The organism is Streptomyces sp. NBC_00878 (assembly GCF_026341515.1).
Classification (GTDB): Bacteria; Actinomycetota; Actinomycetes; order Streptomycetales; family Streptomycetaceae; genus Streptomyces.
In genome coordinates, this window is record NZ_JAPEOK010000001.1 from 4,561,334 (window position 1) to 4,578,783 (window position 17,450).

Annotated in this window: 16 protein-coding genes; 9 read left to right on the forward strand and 7 right to left on the reverse strand. The window is 69.2% G+C overall.

Annotated features, from left to right (window positions below; translation table 11 throughout):
- Nucleotides 1-98 precede the first annotated feature (98 nt).
- Genes haaA through haaN form a run of 3 tightly spaced genes read left to right on the forward strand, consistent with a single transcriptional unit; the run spans nt 99 to nt 1,988 of the window.
- Entirely contained in the window at nt 99-290 is a 192-nt protein-coding gene (gene haaA / locus OHA11_RS19070) for a HaaA family cyclophane-containing RiPP peptide (RefSeq protein ID WP_266497883.1), read from the forward strand.
- A 13-nt stretch (nt 291-303) separates the two neighbouring features.
- Nucleotides 304-1,467, forward strand: coding sequence for an FxsB family cyclophane-forming radical SAM/SPASM peptide maturase (locus tag OHA11_RS19075; protein ID WP_266497885.1), 1,164 nt, complete (start codon nt 304-306; stop codon nt 1,465-1,467).
- Nucleotides 1,468-1,508: 41 nt separating this feature from the next.
- Nucleotides 1,509-1,988, forward strand: a complete 480-nt coding sequence (gene haaN / locus OHA11_RS19080) for a cyclophane-containing RiPP N-acetyltransferase HaaN (protein ID WP_266497888.1) — start codon at nt 1,509-1,511, stop codon at nt 1,986-1,988.
- 76 nt (nt 1,989-2,064) lie between these two features.
- Here the strand turns inward: haaN and OHA11_RS19085 are convergent, their stop codons facing one another.
- The 4 genes from OHA11_RS19085 to OHA11_RS19100 all read right to left on the reverse strand — a co-directional run bounded on the left by OHA11_RS19085 (nt 2,065) and on the right by OHA11_RS19100 (nt 7,465).
- On the reverse strand, nt 2,065-3,516 hold the full coding sequence (locus OHA11_RS19085; RefSeq protein WP_266497890.1) for an aldehyde dehydrogenase family protein: 1,452 nt from the start codon (nt 3,514-3,516) through the stop codon (nt 2,065-2,067).
- A 46-nt stretch (nt 3,517-3,562) separates the two neighbouring features.
- Nucleotides 3,563-5,293, reverse strand: coding sequence for an amidohydrolase family protein (locus OHA11_RS19090; RefSeq protein ID WP_266497893.1), 1,731 nt, complete (start codon nt 5,291-5,293; stop codon nt 3,563-3,565).
- A 136-nt stretch (nt 5,294-5,429) separates the two neighbouring features.
- Nucleotides 5,430-6,548: an LLM class flavin-dependent oxidoreductase gene (locus OHA11_RS19095; RefSeq protein ID WP_266497896.1), complete on the reverse strand. Its 1,119-nt coding sequence runs from the start codon at nt 6,546-6,548 to the stop codon at nt 5,430-5,432.
- Between the two features lie 140 nt (nt 6,549-6,688).
- Nucleotides 6,689-7,465: an SDR family NAD(P)-dependent oxidoreductase gene (locus OHA11_RS19100; RefSeq protein ID WP_266497897.1), complete on the reverse strand. Its 777-nt coding sequence runs from the start codon at nt 7,463-7,465 to the stop codon at nt 6,689-6,691.
- A gap of 195 nt (nt 7,466-7,660) precedes the next feature.
- On the opposite strand from OHA11_RS19100, the gene OHA11_RS19105 reads away from it, so the two are divergent.
- Nucleotides 7,661-8,401, forward strand: coding sequence for a hypothetical protein (locus tag OHA11_RS19105; protein WP_266497899.1), 741 nt, complete (start codon nt 7,661-7,663; stop codon nt 8,399-8,401).
- A gap of 76 nt (nt 8,402-8,477) precedes the next feature.
- Nucleotides 8,478-9,269 carry a hypothetical protein gene (locus OHA11_RS19110; RefSeq protein WP_266497902.1) on the forward strand — a complete coding sequence of 264 codons (792 nt, stop codon included), beginning with the start codon at nt 8,478-8,480 and terminating at the stop codon, nt 9,267-9,269.
- Nucleotides 9,270-9,403: 134 nt separating this feature from the next.
- Here the strand turns inward: OHA11_RS19110 and OHA11_RS19115 are convergent, their stop codons facing one another.
- The 3 genes from OHA11_RS19115 to OHA11_RS19125 form a co-directional block, all read right to left on the reverse strand.
- Nucleotides 9,404-10,072: a LuxR C-terminal-related transcriptional regulator gene (locus OHA11_RS19115; protein WP_266497904.1), complete on the reverse strand. Its 669-nt coding sequence runs from the start codon at nt 10,070-10,072 to the stop codon at nt 9,404-9,406.
- A 307-nt stretch (nt 10,073-10,379) separates the two neighbouring features.
- On the reverse strand, nt 10,380-11,282 hold the full coding sequence (locus OHA11_RS19120) for an LLM class F420-dependent oxidoreductase (protein WP_266507288.1): 903 nt from the start codon (nt 11,280-11,282) through the stop codon (nt 10,380-10,382).
- Nucleotides 11,283-11,302: 20 nt separating this feature from the next.
- A complete protein-coding gene (locus OHA11_RS19125; protein ID WP_266497905.1) occupies nt 11,303-12,535 on the reverse strand; it encodes an amidohydrolase family protein in 1,233 nt (410 codons plus the stop codon).
- A 221-nt stretch (nt 12,536-12,756) separates the two neighbouring features.
- Here OHA11_RS19125 and OHA11_RS19130 point away from each other — a divergent pair, with 221 nt between their 5' ends.
- The 4 genes from OHA11_RS19130 (at nt 12,757) to OHA11_RS19145 (ending at nt 17,419) form a co-directional block, all read left to right on the forward strand.
- Complete coding sequence (locus tag OHA11_RS19130; RefSeq protein ID WP_266497907.1) at nt 12,757-15,723, forward strand: BTAD domain-containing putative transcriptional regulator; 2,967 nt, start codon at nt 12,757-12,759, stop codon at nt 15,721-15,723.
- Nucleotides 15,724-15,937: 214 nt separating this feature from the next.
- Nucleotides 15,938-16,252 carry a hypothetical protein gene (locus tag OHA11_RS19135; RefSeq protein ID WP_266497908.1) on the forward strand — a complete coding sequence of 105 codons (315 nt, stop codon included), beginning with the start codon at nt 15,938-15,940 and terminating at the stop codon, nt 16,250-16,252.
- Nucleotides 16,253-16,549: 297 nt separating this feature from the next.
- Nucleotides 16,550-16,702, forward strand: coding sequence for a hypothetical protein (locus OHA11_RS19140; protein ID WP_266497911.1), 153 nt, complete (start codon nt 16,550-16,552; stop codon nt 16,700-16,702).
- Nucleotides 16,703-16,810: 108 nt separating this feature from the next.
- On the forward strand, nt 16,811-17,419 hold the full coding sequence (locus tag OHA11_RS19145; protein ID WP_266497914.1) for a TetR/AcrR family transcriptional regulator: 609 nt from the start codon (nt 16,811-16,813) through the stop codon (nt 17,417-17,419).
- The last annotated feature ends 31 nt before the right edge of the window (nt 17,420-17,450 follow it).

Sequence of the window (17,450 nt, forward strand, 5' to 3'; positions counted from 1 at the left end):
ACTGCTACGGTGCCAGCTGATCAGTCACGCCAACTTCCTTTGTACAGCACCGATTTCGACGCTTCGATGGTCGGTGCGCACATCACGAGGAGCGTTGAATGCCGCCCAGCACGACTGTTCCTTCCCCTTCGGCCTCTGGCCTGGACAGCGCGGAAGCCGCGCCCAATCCGGAGGTCCTGGACCGTATCGCCGCCCGCGTGCAGCGTCGCTTGGCGGCCGAGCGGGCTGCCTCGAACAGCGTCGCGGACGGCCCCCACGCCGCCTCGCTGATCTGGCCGTGGCCGCTGTAGTCGCTGCTGCTTGATGACGTCCACGCCTCCTGGTACGCCGTTCCATACCTTCATCCTCAAGGTCGCCAATCGGTGCAACATCGACTGCGACTACTGCTATGTCTTCAACTCCAAGGACCAGGCGTGGCAGAGCCTGCCGGCGCGGATGAGTGTGGACGTGGCTCGGGCGGCGGCTCGGAGGATCGCCGAGCACGTGGCGACGTACGGGCTGCGGATCGTCCACGTCGTGCTGCACGGTGGCGAGCCGCTGCTCGCCGGACCCCGGCACCTGGGGGAGCTTCTCCGCGTACTCAAGGACGGCATCCCGTCCGACGTCGAGGTCCGCTTCGAGCTGCAGACCAACGGGACCCTCGTGTCGGAGACGTGGCTCGACCTCTTCGAGCAGTACGAGGTAACGGTGGGCGTCAGCCTCGACGGGCCACCCACCGCCAACGACCGCCACCGGCTCACCCACACCTCCCGGTCGAGCGCGGCCTCGGCGGTGCGGGGCATCGAGTTGCTGCGGTCTCGCCCGCGGCTGTTCGCGGGACTGCTCGCCGTGGTGGACTTGGCGAATGATCCCGTGGAGGTGCACGACTACCTGGCGTCGTTCGCGCCGCCGATCATCGACTTCGGGCTGCCGCACGGGACTCACGATGCGCCGCCGGATCGGAATGATCCCGCCGTCCCGGAGTACGGGGTGTGGATGAGCCGCGTCTACGACGCCTGGCTTGCCCGGCCTCAGTACCAGCACAGCGTGCGCATGCTGGAGGACATCGTGGCGCTCAGCTCCGGCGCGCGCGGCGCGGTGGAAACCCTCGGGCTCGCGCCGCCCGCCAGCGTCGTGATCGAGTCCGACGGTTCCGTCGAGGGCGTGGACACGCTGCGTTCAGTGGAGGAGGGCGAGTCCTGGCTCGGGCTCGACGTCTTCAGTGACTCCTTCGACGCGGCGGTCCATCACCCCAAGCTCTTGCACCGGCAGGTGTCCGGGACGGCCGCCCTGGCTGAGGAATGCCAGCGCTGTCCGCTCGTGGCGGTGTGCGGCGGCGGTTACCTGCCGCATCGTTTCAGCGTGGCACGTGGGTATCGGAATCCATCCGTGTACTGCGCGGATCTGGCGTATCTCATCCGGCACGTCCAGGGTTCTCTTCAGCGGCACGGCTGGGAGCTGGGCGCTGCTGCCACCGGGGCCCAGTAGCCACCATGAACGACCGCGCAAACGACAGGAGTTGCACGACAATGACCGTGACGATCCGGCCCGTCGAGAAGAGCGATGTCCGGGGACTGGCCGAACTCATCGAGGAGATCGAGCGGTTCTACGGAACGGACGACGCCGACATCCAGCCATTCGACGAGCGCCAGGCGCAGGTCGAGGAAGCCCTCTTCGGCTCGCCACCGCTCGCCTCCGCCCTGCTGGTCGAGGACGAGGCCGGGGACATCGTCGGGCTCGCCGCGTACTCGTTCCTGTGGCCCTCGGCGGGGTCCACCCACTCCCTCTTCCTCAAGGAGCTGTACGTCCGCGACACGCTCCGTCGGCAGGGCGTCGGCGCACGCCTCATGGACGAACTGCGCGCCATCGCTGCCGCGCGCCCTGGGTGCAGCCGGGTCGAGTGGATGACGGACCGCGTCAACCCGGACGCGCGGGCCTTCTACCGATCCCTCGGCTTCGCCGAGTTCGACGGGAAAGTCGTGTACCGGGTGGAGGCAGGTTCGGCCTGAGCGGAGGCATCGGGGAGTAAGCGGGTCGGGGGCACGCCCGCCCGCTGCCCTTCGTCCTTCACCAGACGCCCCGCCGTCAGCCCGGCCACACGATCGACTGCAGTTCCGAGTACGCATGCAGCGCATACGACCCCACGTCCCGCCCCACCCCGCTCCGCTTGAAGCCGCCGAACGGGGCCTCCATGTTCCGGCCCACCGTGTTGACGCCGACGCCGCCCGCTCGTAGCCGCCGGGCCACGCGGAAGGCACGGGACACGTCGCCGGACCAGACGTAGTCGATGAGGCCGTAGTCGCTGTCGTTGGCGAGTTCGACCGCCTCCTCCTCGTCGTCGAAGGGGAGGACCACGACGACCGGGCCGAAGATCTCCTCGCGGACCACCCGCATGTCGGGCGTGCAGTCGGCGAGGAGGGTCGGGGCGACGTAGAAACCCCGGTCGGACGGCGGCCGTTCACCGCCCGCGACCACCCGTGCGCCCTCCTTGCGGCCCAGTTCGACGTACGACTCGATCCGGTCCCGGTGCGCGGCGGAGATCACCGGGCCGACGACCGTGTCCTCCGCCCGCGGGTCGCCCACCTTCAAGTAGCCGATGTAGGACGCCAGTTGGGACACCAGTCGGTCGTAGACCGGACGCTGCGCGAGCACCCTCGTCGGGGCCGTGCAGATCTGGCCGCTGTAGAAGGAGAAGGTGGTCCCGATGCCGCGGACCGCCGACTCCAGGTCCGCGTCCTCGAAGACGACCGCCGCGCCCTTCCCGCCCAGCTCCATCAACTGCCGTTTCATACCGCGCCCGCACACCTCGGCGATACGCCGCCCGACGGCTGTCGAGCCGGTGAAACTCACCATGTCGACGTCGTCCGAGTCGACGGCCGCCTCACCGACCTCCGCGCGCGAGCCGCTGACGACGTTCACGACCCCCGGCGGCACACCCGCCGCCTCCAGCGCCTGAGCCATCCGGTACACGGACAGCGGGTCCTGCGGGGCGGGCTTCACGACGACCGTGTTGCCCATCGCGAGCGCCGGGGCGATCTTGCCGGCCGGGTTCGCCCAGGGGTTGTTGTACGAGGTGATGCACGTGACCACACCCACCGGCTGGCGCACGGCCAGGGCGCCCATCACCGCCGCCCTGCCGAACGGCCCCGCCTCGTTGATCTGCGGGACCAGCGGCTCCTCGACGGGCTCCACGCGCGCGTACCGCTGGAAACGGGCCGCCCCGACGCCCACCTGCATCCCGCGCGCGGTGCCGGTCGTCGCCCCGGTCTCGGCCTGGGCCAGTTCCGCGTACGGGACGAGGTTGCGCCGGATCTCCGAGGCCGCCCGGTGGAGGACGGTGGCCCGCTCCTCGGGTGCCGTGCCCGACCACGACCGGAAGGCCTCGCGGGCCGCGGCTGCCGCCGCGTGCACCTGATCCCGCGAGGCCTCCGGAGCCAGCCCGACGACACCCTCGGTCGCCGGGTCGATCACCTCGTAGTGCCCGCCGTCCGGCTCAACCCACGAGCCGCCGATGAACAGCCGCTGCCCGTCCGTCACTTGGCCCCCAACACCCGCCGCCACCGCCGCCACCGCCGTCGTCGCGTCACTTCGTGCTCACCGTTCGCGTGTCCCGGCCCGACCGCAGCACCTTGCCGGGTACGGCCCCCGACACCACATCGCCCCGTATCGCCTCGACTCCGTTGACCCATACGGCCGTTATTCCGATCGCCTTCGAGTCGAGGCGCGGGCTGTCTCCCGGCAGGTCGTGCACCAGGGTGGCCTTGCCGGCGTCGATCCGCTCCGGGTCGAAGAGCACGAGGTCCGCGTGGAAGCCCTCCTCGATCCGTCCGCGCTCACGCAGTCCGAAGAGCCGCGCCGGATCGTCCGTGAGCATCTTCACGGCCTGTTCCAACGTCACCAGTTTCCGGCCCCGTACACAGTCCCCGATGAACCGGGTCGTGTACGGCGCCCCGCACATCCGGTCCAGATGGGCACCCGCGTCCGAGCCGCCGAGCAGCACGTCCTCGTGCCGCCACGTCTCCTGGCGCAGGGTCCACGAGTCCGGGTCGTTGTCCGTCGGCATCGGCCAAAGCACCGTACGCATACGGTCGTTGGCGCAGATCTCGATGATGCACTGGAAGGGTTCCTCGCCGCGCTCGGCCGCGATGTCCCGTACGACCCGGCCCGTCAGACCCTCGTTCTCCGCGCTGTACGTGTCCCCGATGACGTACCGCCCGAAGTCGGCGAGGCGTCGGAAGACACCGGCCTCCTTGGAGTCGGCCCGCCGCAGCATCTCGGAACGGACCACCGGGTCCCGGAGTTTCGCGATCCGCTCGGGTACGGGGAGGCCGAGCACCTCGCCCCACCCGGGGATCAGGTTCAGCGCGCAGAAGGTCCCCAGCGACATGTTCATCGGCGTGAGGATCGGCATCGTCAGCGCCACGATCCGCCCACCGGCCTTACGGGCCCGCTCACTTGCCGCGAGCTGACGCGGTACGCGCTCGGGGACGGACGAGTCGATCGTCAGGACGTTCCAGTTCAGCGGACGGCCCGCCGCCGCGCTCATCTCCACGAACAGGTCGATCTCGTCGTCGCTGAACTGGTCGAGACAGCCCGCCACGATCGCCTCGATCTGCGTGCCCTCGTGGTCGCCCACCGCCTGGGAGAGCGCGAGCAGTTCGGCGGGCTTCGCGTGCCGTGAGGCGACGGGCTTCCCGTCCCCGTCGGAGTGGGTGGACGACTGCGTGGTGGAGAGCCCCCAGGCGCCGGCCTCCATCGCCTCGTGGAAGAGCGTGAGCATCTGCGCGAGCTGCTCCCCGGTCGGCTGCCCGCCCACGGCCTCCGGCCCCATCACATACCGCCTGAGCGCGCAATGCCCCACCATGAAGCCCGCGTTGACCGCGATCCGCCCCTCCAGGGCATCGAGATACTCCCCGAAGGAATGCCAGCTCCACGGCGCCCCTTCCTCAAGCGCGACCAGCGACATCCCCTCGACCTTGGACATCATCCGCCGCGTGTAGTCGGCGTCTTCGGGCCGCGCCGGATTCAACGGGGCAAGCGTGAAACCGCAGTTGCCACCGGCCACCGTCGTCACCCCATGGTTGAGGGAGGGCGTGGCGTACGGATCCCAGAAGAGCTGCGCGTCGTAGTGGGTGTGGGGGTCCACGAACCCGGGCGCGAGTACGAGCCCGGCCGCGTCCTCACTCGTACGCGCCTCCTCGGAGACCTGGCCGATCACGGCGATCCGCCCGTCCCGTATCCCCACGTCGGCGACAAAGGCGGGCCCACCCGACCCATCGATGACGGTCACGCCTTTGATCAGATGGTCAAGCACGACGAAACCCTTCTCTCCCTGAGCCTTCTGGCTTACGGCGGGGCTCACTTACCCAGGGGCGCGGGGCTGTGTCGATTTGCGCTCCACCGCGTGGGCGCGACCAGCCACAACGAACCCGCACCCGAAAACGAACCCCTCACACGGCCTGCCGGAAACGACTGGTCCGGTGGACGGGGTCGGTATCGATCTTCGGAATCACGTGCTCCCCGATCAGCCTGATCGTCTGAAGCGTGTCCTCCTTGGGCACCCCGACCGGCAACCCGAACGACAACTGATCGGCCCCGGCCTGCTCCCACCGCTTGCAATGCGTGAGCACCTCCGCCGGGTCCCCGCAGATCAACAGCTCCTCGGCGATGAGCAGTTCGATGAACTCCTCGTTGTACTCGGGCAGCGTCTCCGGCCACACGGGGAACCCCTCGGGCCGAGGGAACGTGTCGTGGTACCGGAACACCAGCGACGGCAGATAGTGCAGCCCGCCGCCCACGGCGATCCGGATCGCCTCCTCGTGCGTGGGCGCGCAGATCGCGGTCGTCGTCACCATCACGTTGTCGTTGACGAAGTCCCCGATCGGCTCCGCCTCGACGACGGCCGTCTTGTACTGCTCAAGCACCCACTCCATGTCGGAGACCTTCTGCACGCTGAAGCCGAGCACTCCGAGGCCCTTGCGGGCGGCCATGGCGTACGAGGGCGGCGACCCGGCCGCGTACCACATGGCGGGGTGCGACTTCCCGTACGGCTTCGGCAGGATCTTCCTCGGCGGGAGCTGCCAGTGCTTGCCCTTGAACCCGACGTACTCCTCCTGGAGCCACATCTTCGGGAACTCGGCGATGGTCTCCTCCCAGATCTCCTTCGTGTAGTTCATGTCGGTGATGCCGGGGAGGAAGCCGAGGATCTCGTGCGACCCGGCCCCGCGTCCGCTGCCGAACTCGAAGCGGTTCTCGGTGAGATGGTCGAGCATGGCGACCTTCTCGGCGACCTTCACGGGGTGGTTGACCTGGGCGAGCGGGTTGAAGATGCCCGACCCCAGGTGGATCCGCTCGGTCGCGTGCGCCAGGTAGCCGAGGAAGACGTCGTTCGCGGAGAGGTGCGAGTACTCCTCCAGGAAGTGGTGCTCGGACGCCCAGGCGTACTTGAAGCCGGACGCGTCCGCCTGGATGACGTACTCGGTCTCCTCCATCAGCGCCTTGTGCTCCGCGAGCGGATCGGTCTCGGCCCGCTTGCCCACGTATCCCTGTACAAAGAGCCCGAATTCCAAGGAGGTTCACCGTCCCCTGTCCGTCACCTCGTCGAACCTGACGCACCGTCAGATCCGCCTGCCGCCGACTGTTGCACCGCGCCCGCGAGGCGTCAATAGCTGATGGAGCGTCACATCATGAGGGCGGCGCCCTCGCGGGGTCACATGGCGCCCACCCCCGCCAGCCACCCCCCGTCGATCACGAACGGCTGCCCGGTGATGTACGAGGAGTCCGCCGAGGAGAGGAAGAGCGCCAGTCGCGCCACCTCCTCGGGCCTGCCTATCCGGCCCAGCGGCACGAGCTTGCGGTACAGCCGCTCGACGCCGGCCGAGGACGCCTCGGCGTCCGCCGCCGGGTCGAGCAGGGCCGGGTTGCTCATGGCCGTGTCTATCGCGCCGGGACAGACGGCGTTGACGCGGATCCCCTTGGGGGCCAGCTCCAGCGCGGCCACGCGCGTGAGGCCGACGATCGCGTGCTTGGTCGCGCTGTACGCGCCGACGTACGCCATGCCGGTGACCCCGGTGTACGAGGCGGTGTTGACGATGGTGCCGCCGCCGGCCGCCTCGATCTCGGGGGCCAGGGTCTTGATGCCGAGGAAGACGCCGACCTGGTTCACCTGCACGACCTGCATGAACTCGTCGAGGGGCGTGTCGACCAGGGCGTTGAACCGAAGGATGCCCGCGTTGTTGACCAGCCCGTCGACCTTCCCGTACGCCTCCTTCGCGGCGGCCAGTGCTGCCGCCCAGTCGTCCTCCCGGCTCACATCGAGGTGGACATAGAGCGCACCGATCTCCTTGGCGAAGGTCTCACCCTGACCGTCGAGGACGTCGGCGACCACGACGTCGGCCCCCTCCTCCCTGAACAGCCGGGCCTCCTGCTCCCCCTGGCCGCGTGCGGCGCCTGTGACGAGGACGACACGTCCGTCGAGCTTGCCCATGTGGACTCCCTTCGCGGTGCATTGGCCAAGGTCAGCGTACCTCCGTATCTGACGATGCGTCAGACCAAGCGCGGATGCTTGCATCTGCGATCTCAAGTAACCGACGAGTAGGGATATTTGACTCTGTCGGCCCCTCCCGCGAGACCCCAATACTCCTCAATCAAAAGGCAAAGGAACCCCCAAGGAGAGCTGAGCATGGCCGCCAAGAGGCGCTTCAAGAACAAGAAGGTCCGGTACGTCGCGATCGGGGCCTCCATCACCACCGGTGCGGCCGTCGCCGCCGTGCTGCTTCCGTCGGCGAACGCCGCCGACGACAAGACGCCCGAGCAGATCATGCAGATGTGCGAAAGGGCCAGGGTGGTCAACGGTGAACAACGGTCGGTGGAGGATTTCGGGGGCTCCTCCACCGATGGTTTCTCGTCCGACAACTGCGATTTCGTCGAGACGAAGTTCGAGACCTTCGACGGACCCACGGAGAAGGTCACGGTCGACTTCCCGAACTGCGAGCCGAACGCCACCGAACCGTCCAAGGTGACCACCGAGTTCTCGCAGGCGATCGGTCAGGGCGAGGGAAAGTACACCGAGACCCAGCAGGGCGCCGGCGGCGGCCTCTTCGGATTCCTGAGCGGATCCTGGCTGAAGCACAAGAGCACGCTGGACCTGACCATCAGGACGGCCACCGCCAAGGAGTCGGAACAGCGCGAAGTCCCCGTCGGCAAGGTCATGCACGTGACGTTCACGCCGAAGATGCAGCGCATGACCGGCGAATGGCGGGTTCGTATCGACGCCGTCGAGCAGACCACCGTCCTGCCCGCCAGCCCCGAGCAGAACTTCGTGGCACCGGACGTCATCGAGGGCCCAGTCATCCAGCCGGGGGCCGCGGGTGCGCCCGGCCTCGCGGACGGCGTCTCCAAGGCCGTGCTCACCGACTGCTGAGCCGGGACCGGGACCTCGCACCCTCCCCGGAAGTCTCGGAAGTCTTCCCCCTTACTCCCCGTACAGGAGAAACACCATGACACGCACCGGCCGTGGCGCAAGCCACCGGAGCAAGAAGAAGCGCATCGTTCTCTTCCTGGCGCCGGTCGCCGCCCTCGGGCTCGCCGTCCCGCTGATGTACAGCGCGGGCGCCGCAACCCCCGACGAGGTGGCCGCGGACTGCCGTACGGACTCGGACAAACTGGAGAACTGCGAGTTCGTCGACGTCCAGAACAAGCCCAACAGTCTCGGCCCCAACGAGCGGGTCACCAGTGTGACCGACAACTGCGGAGTCACCTCCACCGCGACGAAGACATTCAGCGGATCAGCGGCCGTGACCAGGGTCATCCAACTGGAAGACGGATTCACCGTGGACGGCGGAGCGAAGCTCGGAAACTCGTTCTTCGAGATCGGCGCCAAGTTCAACACCACGGAAATCAACATCAAACGCGACGACACCACCTCCACTTTCTCCTTCAGCAGAAGCGACACAGTGAAGGCGGACAACATCGCCTTCTTCATGTGGTCCCACAAACGCACCGACGTGAGCGGATTCCTGCGGGCCACCTACAAAGAGGCCCAGGACGGCCAGAAGGTGTTCTTCTCCCCCAGTGAGGGAAGCGCCACCGTTCACGTCTTCTACCCGCAGCTTCTGGCCAGCGGAGCGCCTGACGGCCGCCTCTGGCTACGCAATGTGCAGTGCGGCACACCAGAGGCCGACGGAATCATCAACAGCGGGAACAGCGTTCGCACCGAACCCGGATTCGGTGAAGGCGGCGCGAACGTCACCGACGTCGAAATCCCGCTTTCAGAGATCGCACAGTCATAGCGGCGCCGACAGGAGGGTGAAGACGGCAAGCACGTGAAAACGGGATCGAGCCCCCGGTACGGATACACGTACGGATACACGGGGGCTCGTTACCGACGCACGAACAGCTCGTTGCCACACCGAACGACTCGTTCTCATACGCGAATTGAGAGCGCCGCCCCCAGCCACTTCAGGACCGCTTCCGTACTCCCCCGGGCGTCCAGCTTGGCGTAGATGTTGCTGAGGTTGTTGCGGACGGTCTTCTCGCTCAGCCGTAAGTGCAGCCCGATCTCCTGGGCGCCGATGCCGGTCGAGAGCAGTTCCATGATCTCCCGCTCCCGGGGCGAGAGCGTGGCGCGCAGCCGCTCGGTCTCCTCCCCGCCGGCCGGCATCCGCCCGGCGGCCTCCCGCAGGGCGTTGCACGCGGTGGGCGAGAGGTAGGTGTGGCCGACCACGGCGGCGACGGCCGCCGCGGACAGCATGGTGGTGCAGTAGTCGCCGTCGACCAGGTAGCCCGCACCGCCCTGGAACACCTCGACCACCGTCTCGGTGTCCCGCACGGGGCTGACGACGACCACCGGGGCGCTCATCGCACCCCTGGCCTTCAACAGCTCCGCGAAGTCGGCCGACGGATCCTGGCACCGGAGGACGACGACGTCCGCCGCGCCCTCCAACGGGCTTTCCCGGAGGGCGCGGTAGGGCGGGGACACGGACAGCACCCGGCTCACGTACGGGTCGTCCGGCACCGGCCAGTCCTCGTACGGCCAGTCGCCGTCACCGTCGGCACGGGCGAGCGCGACGGTCAGCTTGCGGGAGGGACCCATGGGAAGAGGGGGAAGGATGGTGCCGACGGGCTGAGCGGTGGTGTCTATGAGCTCGGAAACGTGCTCGGGGATATGTGCGGAACTGTGCTGCGAGCCGTGCTGTGAGCCGTGCATGGGGGTTCGGACGTGCCGGGGGGATCGCACTGCGCGTGTCCTTCCGCCGTAGCCATGACGTCCTTACATACGCGGCACGGGCGGGTTTTGTTCGAAGTTTCAAGAATGAACTGTCTGGCTGTCAGACAGCTGTGTCCCGAGGGCCCGCGACAGCGCCTGTAACCGTGCCCGCAACAGCGCCTACGACAAGCACCTACAACAGCGGAGCGACCTCGGCGCCGAACGCGGCCATCTGGTCGGTGAGTTCGGTGCGGCTCCGGCTGCGGAACCGTACCTGGATCTGGTGCACCCCCATCGCCCGGTACGCGCGCAGCGACTCGGCGAGCGATTCGGGGGCCCCGGTGAGGGTGCGGCGCCCCACGGTCCACCCCGGCTCCCCCACGTACAGCGGTTCGGTGATGGCGCCGACGGTGAGGGGCTCGACGACCCCCGCCTCCTCTCTCAGCCGGCGGATCCGGGCGATCTGCTCGGGCAGCCGCTCCCGCGGATCCCCCTGCGGCAGCCACCCGTCCCCCTTGACCGCGGCCCGCCGGACGGCGGCGGGCGAGGAGCCGCCCACCCAGACGGGCACCCGTTCCTGCGTGGGCCGGGGCCGCTGCCCGAGTCCTTCGAAGTCGTACAACTTGCCGTGGTGGGAAGGGAATTCATCGGGCCCGAGTGCGGCCCGCAAGGCGTCGACGCACTCGTCGAGTACGGCCCCGCGCCGCTCGAAGTCCACGCCCAGCACCTCGAACTCCTCCTGTACGTGTCCGGCGCCGACCCCGAGGATCAGGCGCCCTCCGCTCAGGTGGTCGAGGGTCGCGTACTGCTTGGCGGTGAGCAGCGGGTGCCGCAGCCCGACGACCGCGACGTGGCTCAACAGCCGTACGCGCTCGGTGACCGAGGCCAGGAAGCCGAGCGTGGCGACGGGGTCGTACCAGACCGTGCTCATGGCGGCGGCGAGCCGCCGGGGTATCGCGACGTGGTCGCAGCTCGCGAGGTAGTCGAAGCCGGAGCGGTCGGCGGTGCGGGCGATCTCGACGAGGTCGCCGGGACCCGCGTCCGCCTCCCACGCCTCCGCGAAAAGAGCGCTCTGCGACTGGACGGGCAACTGCATCCCAAAGGAAAGGCGGGTACTCAACGGGCACCCCCCGGTCCCGCCCACAAACCGTCCTCGGTCAGGCCCAGCAGCTCGATCGCGTTGCGCCGGACGATCCGGTCGACGACGTCCGCGTCCAGGTGGCCCATCTGCGCCTCGCCGACCTCCCTGGACTCGGGCCAAGTGGAGTCGGAGTGGGGGTAGTCGGTCTCGTACAGCACATTCCCCACGCCGATCGCGTCGAGGTTCTTCAACCCGAAGGCGTCGTCGAAGAAGCAGCCGTAGACGTGCTCGGTGAAGAGTTCGGACGGCGGGCGGTGGACCTTGTCGGCGACGCCGCCCCAGCCACGGTTCTCCTCCCACACGACGTCCGCGCGTTCGAGGATGTAGGGGATCCAGCCGATCTGGCCCTCCGCGTACATGACCTTGAGGTTCGGGAAGCGCTCGAACTTGCCGCTCATCAGCCAGTCGACCATCGAGAAGCAGCAGTTGGCGAAGGTGATGGTGGAGCCGACGGCCGGCGGGGCGTCGGCGGAGGTGGAGGGCATCCGGCTGCTCGACCCGATGTGCATGGCGATGACGGTGCCGGTCTCGTCGCACGCGGCGAGGAGCGGATCCCATTCGTCCGTATGGACGGACGGGAGTCCGAGGTGCGGAGGTATCTCGGAGAACGCGACGGCCCGTACCCCGCGGGAGGCGTTGCGCCGCACCTCCCGCGCGGCGAGTTCCGCGTCCCACAGCGGTATGAGGGTGAGCGGTATCAGCCGGCCCCGGGCATCGGGGCCGCACCACTCCTCGACCATCCAGTCGTTGTAGGCGCGCACCGAGAGGAGCCCCAGTTCACGGTCCTTGGCCTCCGTGAAGGTCTGACCGCAGAAGCGGGGGAAGGTGGGGAAACAGAGGGCGGACTGGACGTGGTTGACGTCCATGTCGGCCAGGCGCTGCGGGACGTCGTACGACCCCGGGCGCATCTGCTCGTACGTGATGACTTCGAGCTTGATCTCGTCCCTGTCGTATCCGACGGCGGTGTCGAGACGGGTGAGCGGCCGGTGCAGGTCCTCGTAGACCCACCAGTCGCCGATCGGGCCGTCGTCCCCGGGGCTGCCCATGACGGGGGCGAACTTGCCGCCCAGGAAGGTCATTTCCTTGAGGGGGGCGCGGACGATGCGCGGCCCCCGGTCCCGGTACCGCGACGGGAGCCGGTCCCGCCAGACGTTGGGGGGCTCCACCGTGTGGTCGTCCACCGAGATGATCTTCGGGAAGGTCTCCATGGACTTTACGGTAGCGCCGATCTGACGGTCCGTCAGCTATCAGGAACGGGTCTCTGGAATGCGGCAACCGCGTCACGGGGTTGCGAGGACGGGGTGTGGGCCCTGTGAGGGCTTGGGACACTCGGCACGGCGGCCTGTGATCGGTCTCTCCCACGGCTGACGCATCCGCCATGGACAAGGCAAACTGGCCTGGTTGTCATGACGTTCGGCAGGGGGCAGCGATGGACGGTGTACCGCGAGTACCGGAGCAGGGGCGTGCCGAGGATTCGGCGGTGCTCCACTTCAGCGTGCTCGGCCCGGTGCGCGCCTGGCGCGGGGCGGAAACCTTGGCCACCGGGTCCCCTCAACAACGCGCCCTGCTGGCGGCTCTGCTGCTCCGCGAGGGCCGTACGGCCACGGCGAACGAGCTGATCGACGCGCTGTGGGGCGAGGAGTCGCCCTCGCAGGCACTGGCGGCGGTACGGACGTACGCGTCGCGGCTGCGGAAGATCCTCTCCCCCGGTGTCCTGGTCAGCGAGTCGGGCGGCTATGCCGTGCGGCTCACCGACGGGTCCGGCGTGGGCGCCTCGCTGGACCTCGCGCTGGCCCAGGAACTGGCGGCCGACGCGGAGAAGGCGAAGGCGGCGGGCGACCTGTGCCACGCGCGCTCCCTGCTGAACAAGGCGCTGAGCCTGTGGGACGGCGAGGTCCTGGCGAGCGTCCCGGGCCCGTACGCGGAAACCCAGCGCACCCGCCTGAACGAGTGGCGGCTCCAACTCATCGAGTCCCGCCTCGACATGGACCTGGAGCAGGGCTGCCACGCGGAGGCGGTCTCCGAACTCACGGCGCTCACCGCGGCCCATCCGCTGAGAGAGCGGCTGCGTGAACTTCTGATGCTGGCGCTGTACCGCTCGGGCCGCCAGGCGGAGGCCCTGGCCGCGTACGCGGACACCCGGCGGCTGCTGGCGGACGAGCTGGGCGTGGACCCGCGGCCGGGTCTCCAGGAACTCCAGCAGCGCATCCTCCAGGCGGACCCGGGACTCGCGGAACCCTCGGCCCCGTTGGCCCCGGAGACCGCGACCGCCCCGGTGCGCCCGGCCCAACTGCCCGCCACGGTCTCGGACTTCACCGGCCGGGCGTCCTTCGTGTCGGAGCTGAGCGAGGTGCTGGCGGCGGCGTCGGCCGCCGAGGGCCGGGTGATGGCGGTGTCGGCGCTGGCGGGCATCGGCGGCGTCGGCAAGACGACGCTGGCCGTTCATGTCGCGCACCAGGCCCGGACGTCGTTCCCGGACGGACAGCTGTACGTGGACCTCCAGGGGGCGGGTGCGCGGGCCGCCGAGCCGGAGACGGTCCTGGGCGTCTTCCTGCGCGCCCTGGGCATCGCGGACGCGGCCATCCCCGACTCCCTGGAGGAGCGGGCGGCCCTGTACCGCTCGATCCTGGACGGCCGCCGGATCCTTGTGCTGCTGGACAACGCGCGGGACGCGGCCCAGGTACGGCCCCTGCTGCCCGGGATGGAGGGGTGTGCCGCGCTGGTGACGTCGCGGGTGCGGATGGTCGACCTCGCCGGGGCGCATCTGGTCGACCTGGACGTGATGTCCCCCGAGGAGGCGCTCCAGCTCTTCATGAAGATCGTCGGCGAGGAACGGGTCGCCTCCGAGCGGCAGTCGGCGCTGGACGTGGTGGCGGCGTGCGGTTTCCTGCCGCTGGCGATCAGGATCGCGGCATCGCGGCTGGCGGCCCGCCGCACCTGGACGGTCTCGGTCCTCGCGGCGAAGCTGGCGGACGAGCGGCGACGACTGGATGAATTGCAGGCCGGGGATCTCGCCGTCAAGGCGACCTTCGAGCTGGGGTACGGGCAGTTGGAGCCGGCCCAGGCCCGCGCGTTCCGCCTGCTGGGGCTGGCGGACGGCCCGGACATCTCCCTGGCCGCGGCCGCGGCGGCGCTGAACCTGCCGGTCGACGAGACCGAGGACCTGCTGGAGTCCCTCGTCGACACGTCACTGCTGGAGTCGGCGGCACCGGGCCGCTACCGGTACCACGACCTGGTGCGGCTCTACGCGCGTGCTTGCGCGGAGCGGGACGAGCAGCCGCCGAGCGAGCGCGCGGCCGCGATGTCGCGGATGCTCGACTTCTACCTGTCCACGGCCGCGGGGGTCTACGCGATCGAGCGGCCCGGGGACCAACTGGTGGATCACCTGGAGGTGACGGAGTACCCGGGGCTGCGGTTCACCGAGGGCAGCGCCGCCCTCGACTGGCTGTACACCGAGGCCTCGCCACTGCTGGCCTGCGTACGGCAGGCGGCGGGCACGGACCGGCTGCGGCGGGCGGTGGACCTGCTGTGGGCCGCCAGAGACCTCACCGAGTCCGGGGCCAACTCCCACCAGTACGAGACGACGGCCAGAGCGATGTGCGACGCCACGCGGGTCGCGGGGGACGCGCACGCGGAGGGCAGAGCGCGGACGACGCTCACCCACCCGCTGCTGGTCTCCGGCCGCATCCAGCAGGCCGCCGAGCAGGCTCAGCTCGCCATGGAACTCGCCGCCTCCGCACGGGACGCCATGGCCATGAGCTGGGCGGCCAACGACCGGGGGCTCACCCTCGTGCACCAGGAGCACTACGCGGACGCCAAGCCCTTCTTCGAGCAGGCGATAGAGGGGTACGCCGCGATCGGCAACCGGGCCCTCGAAGCGCTCAGCCTGTGCAATCTGTCGCGGGCCCACCTGGGCATGGAGAACGTCACCATGGCGGTGGAGATCGCGCAGCGCGCCCTGACGGCCTACCGCGGCATCGGTCAGACCCTGCGCCTCGCCAACGGCCACTACACCCTGGGGATCGCGCTGACCAAGGCGGGCCGTCACAACGACGCCCTCAACCAGTTCTCGGACGCCCTGTCCGTCTTCGGCAGCCACCGGCAGCGGCTCTGGGAGGGCACGACCAACTACCGGATCTCCCAGGTGCACCTGGCGGCCCGTCGTCCCGCGCAGGCGGCCCAGCACGCCGAGCAGGCGCTCGCGCTCGGCTGCATCGGCGGGGACCTGATGCAGGGCCGCGTACTGACGCTCCTGGGCCGGGCCCTGACCATGCTGGGGCAGTCGGACCGGGCCAGGGCCTGCTGGCGCGAGGCGCTCAGCATCTTCGAACAGCAGGGCGGCGCCTCGGAGGCCGCGGAGGTACGCGCGCTGCTCACGCCCGCCACCGCGGCGTGAGTTCAGGGCTCCCACCAGGGCGGATGTAGTCGTTCAGCATTCGTTTATCCCCGCGAGGCAGTCTCTACCTGTCACACCGTCGCGTCGGGGGGCAGACGGTCTGACCAGGAGCCCGACGGCTAATGTGCGGCTCCGAACGCCCGTCCAGCGACCCTCGGGGGAGTTTCTGGGCGGGCGTTCCTCACTCGTCACCCACAACGGAGGATTCAGGCCCATGAGTGACACGAAGAAGGACACGGAGTTCACCACGCAGGACAACGGTATGCCGTCGCCGCCCGACAACGGGATGCCGATTCCGCCCGCCAAGGACCCGGTCGCCGCTCCGCTCGACAACGGGATGCCGACACCGCCCGCGAACGACGCGGAAGCCACCACGGCGGACAACGGGATGCCGACGCCGCCGGCGCCGGTCAAGGACCCCGAGATCACCACGCTCGACAACGGTATGCCCAGCGGGCCCGCCGACATCCGGACGATGGACAACGGCATGCCCGCCCCGCCGGCGCTGGACCTGGACGGCGGCAAGTAGGACCTTCACCCGACGGGGATCGGCCGCGGTGGCGCGGAGGGGGAGCCATCGCGGCCGAGGTGTGTCCGGGCAGGGGTTCGACCACAGGTCACGGAACTGGTTCGACCACAGGTCGCGGAACAGGCTCGGGCACGGGTCACGGAACAGGCTCGGGCACGGGTCACGGGTCACGGAACAGGCTCGGGCACGGGTTCGGGCCAATCAATGGCGCGAACCCCTCGCCCCCGTCGATAGAACATCCCGCTTGTCGCTAGCGTCCCTTGATGTCCGAAAGTCCCCTCTCCCTCAGGAGTCGGCATGACCCTCACCAAGCGGATACTCGCCACGATCGCCCTGATACTCGGCACGGCCGCGGCGGCAGCGAGCCCGGCCCTGGCCGACAACTCCATGCCCACTCCCGCGCCGGACACGTCCCTGACCGTGACCCCGTCGGCCAACTCGGCGCCGTAGGACGGCACTTCGATGGGGGTCGAGCCAGTGGCTCGGCCCCCATCGCCGTATCCGGGCGGCCACGGCAATACACTGGACCAGCCAGTCCATTTCGAGGAGGCGTGTGTCGTGCGCGGAGGTCTGACGGCGAAGGGGCAGGCGACCCGGAGGCGGATCGTCGAGGGGGCCGCGGCCGTGCTGCGGGAGAAGGGCGTCACCTCGGCGACGCTGGACGACATCATGGCGCGGACCAGCACCAGCAAGAGCCAGCTGTTCCACTACTTCCCCACCGGCAAGGACGAACTCCTCGTCGCGGTGGCCCAGTTCGAGGCGGATCAGGTCCTGGAGGACCAACAGCCCTATCTGGGCTGCCTCGACTCCTGGGAGGCCTGGGAGCAGTGGCGGGACGTGGTCGTCAAGCGCTACGAGGCGCAGGGGGACCAGTGCCCGCTCGGGTCGCTGTTCCTTCAGATCGGACGTTCGACTCCCGGGACACGGGCGATCGTGATCGAGCTGATGTGCCGCTGGCAGGAGAGCCTGGCGGCGGGCATCCGGGCACTGCAGGCCACCGGCAGGCTTCCCGCCGAGCTCGATGTCGACAGGAGGGCCGCGGCGCTGCTGGCCGCGATCCAAGGGGGCGTGTCGATCCTGTTGTCGACGGGCCAGCCCACCCACTTGCGCGCCGCCCTCGATCAAGGGATCGCGGACCTGCGGAGCGCGGGCGACCTCGTGGCGTGACCTGGCGTCGGCCGGATCACCCGCCCACCCT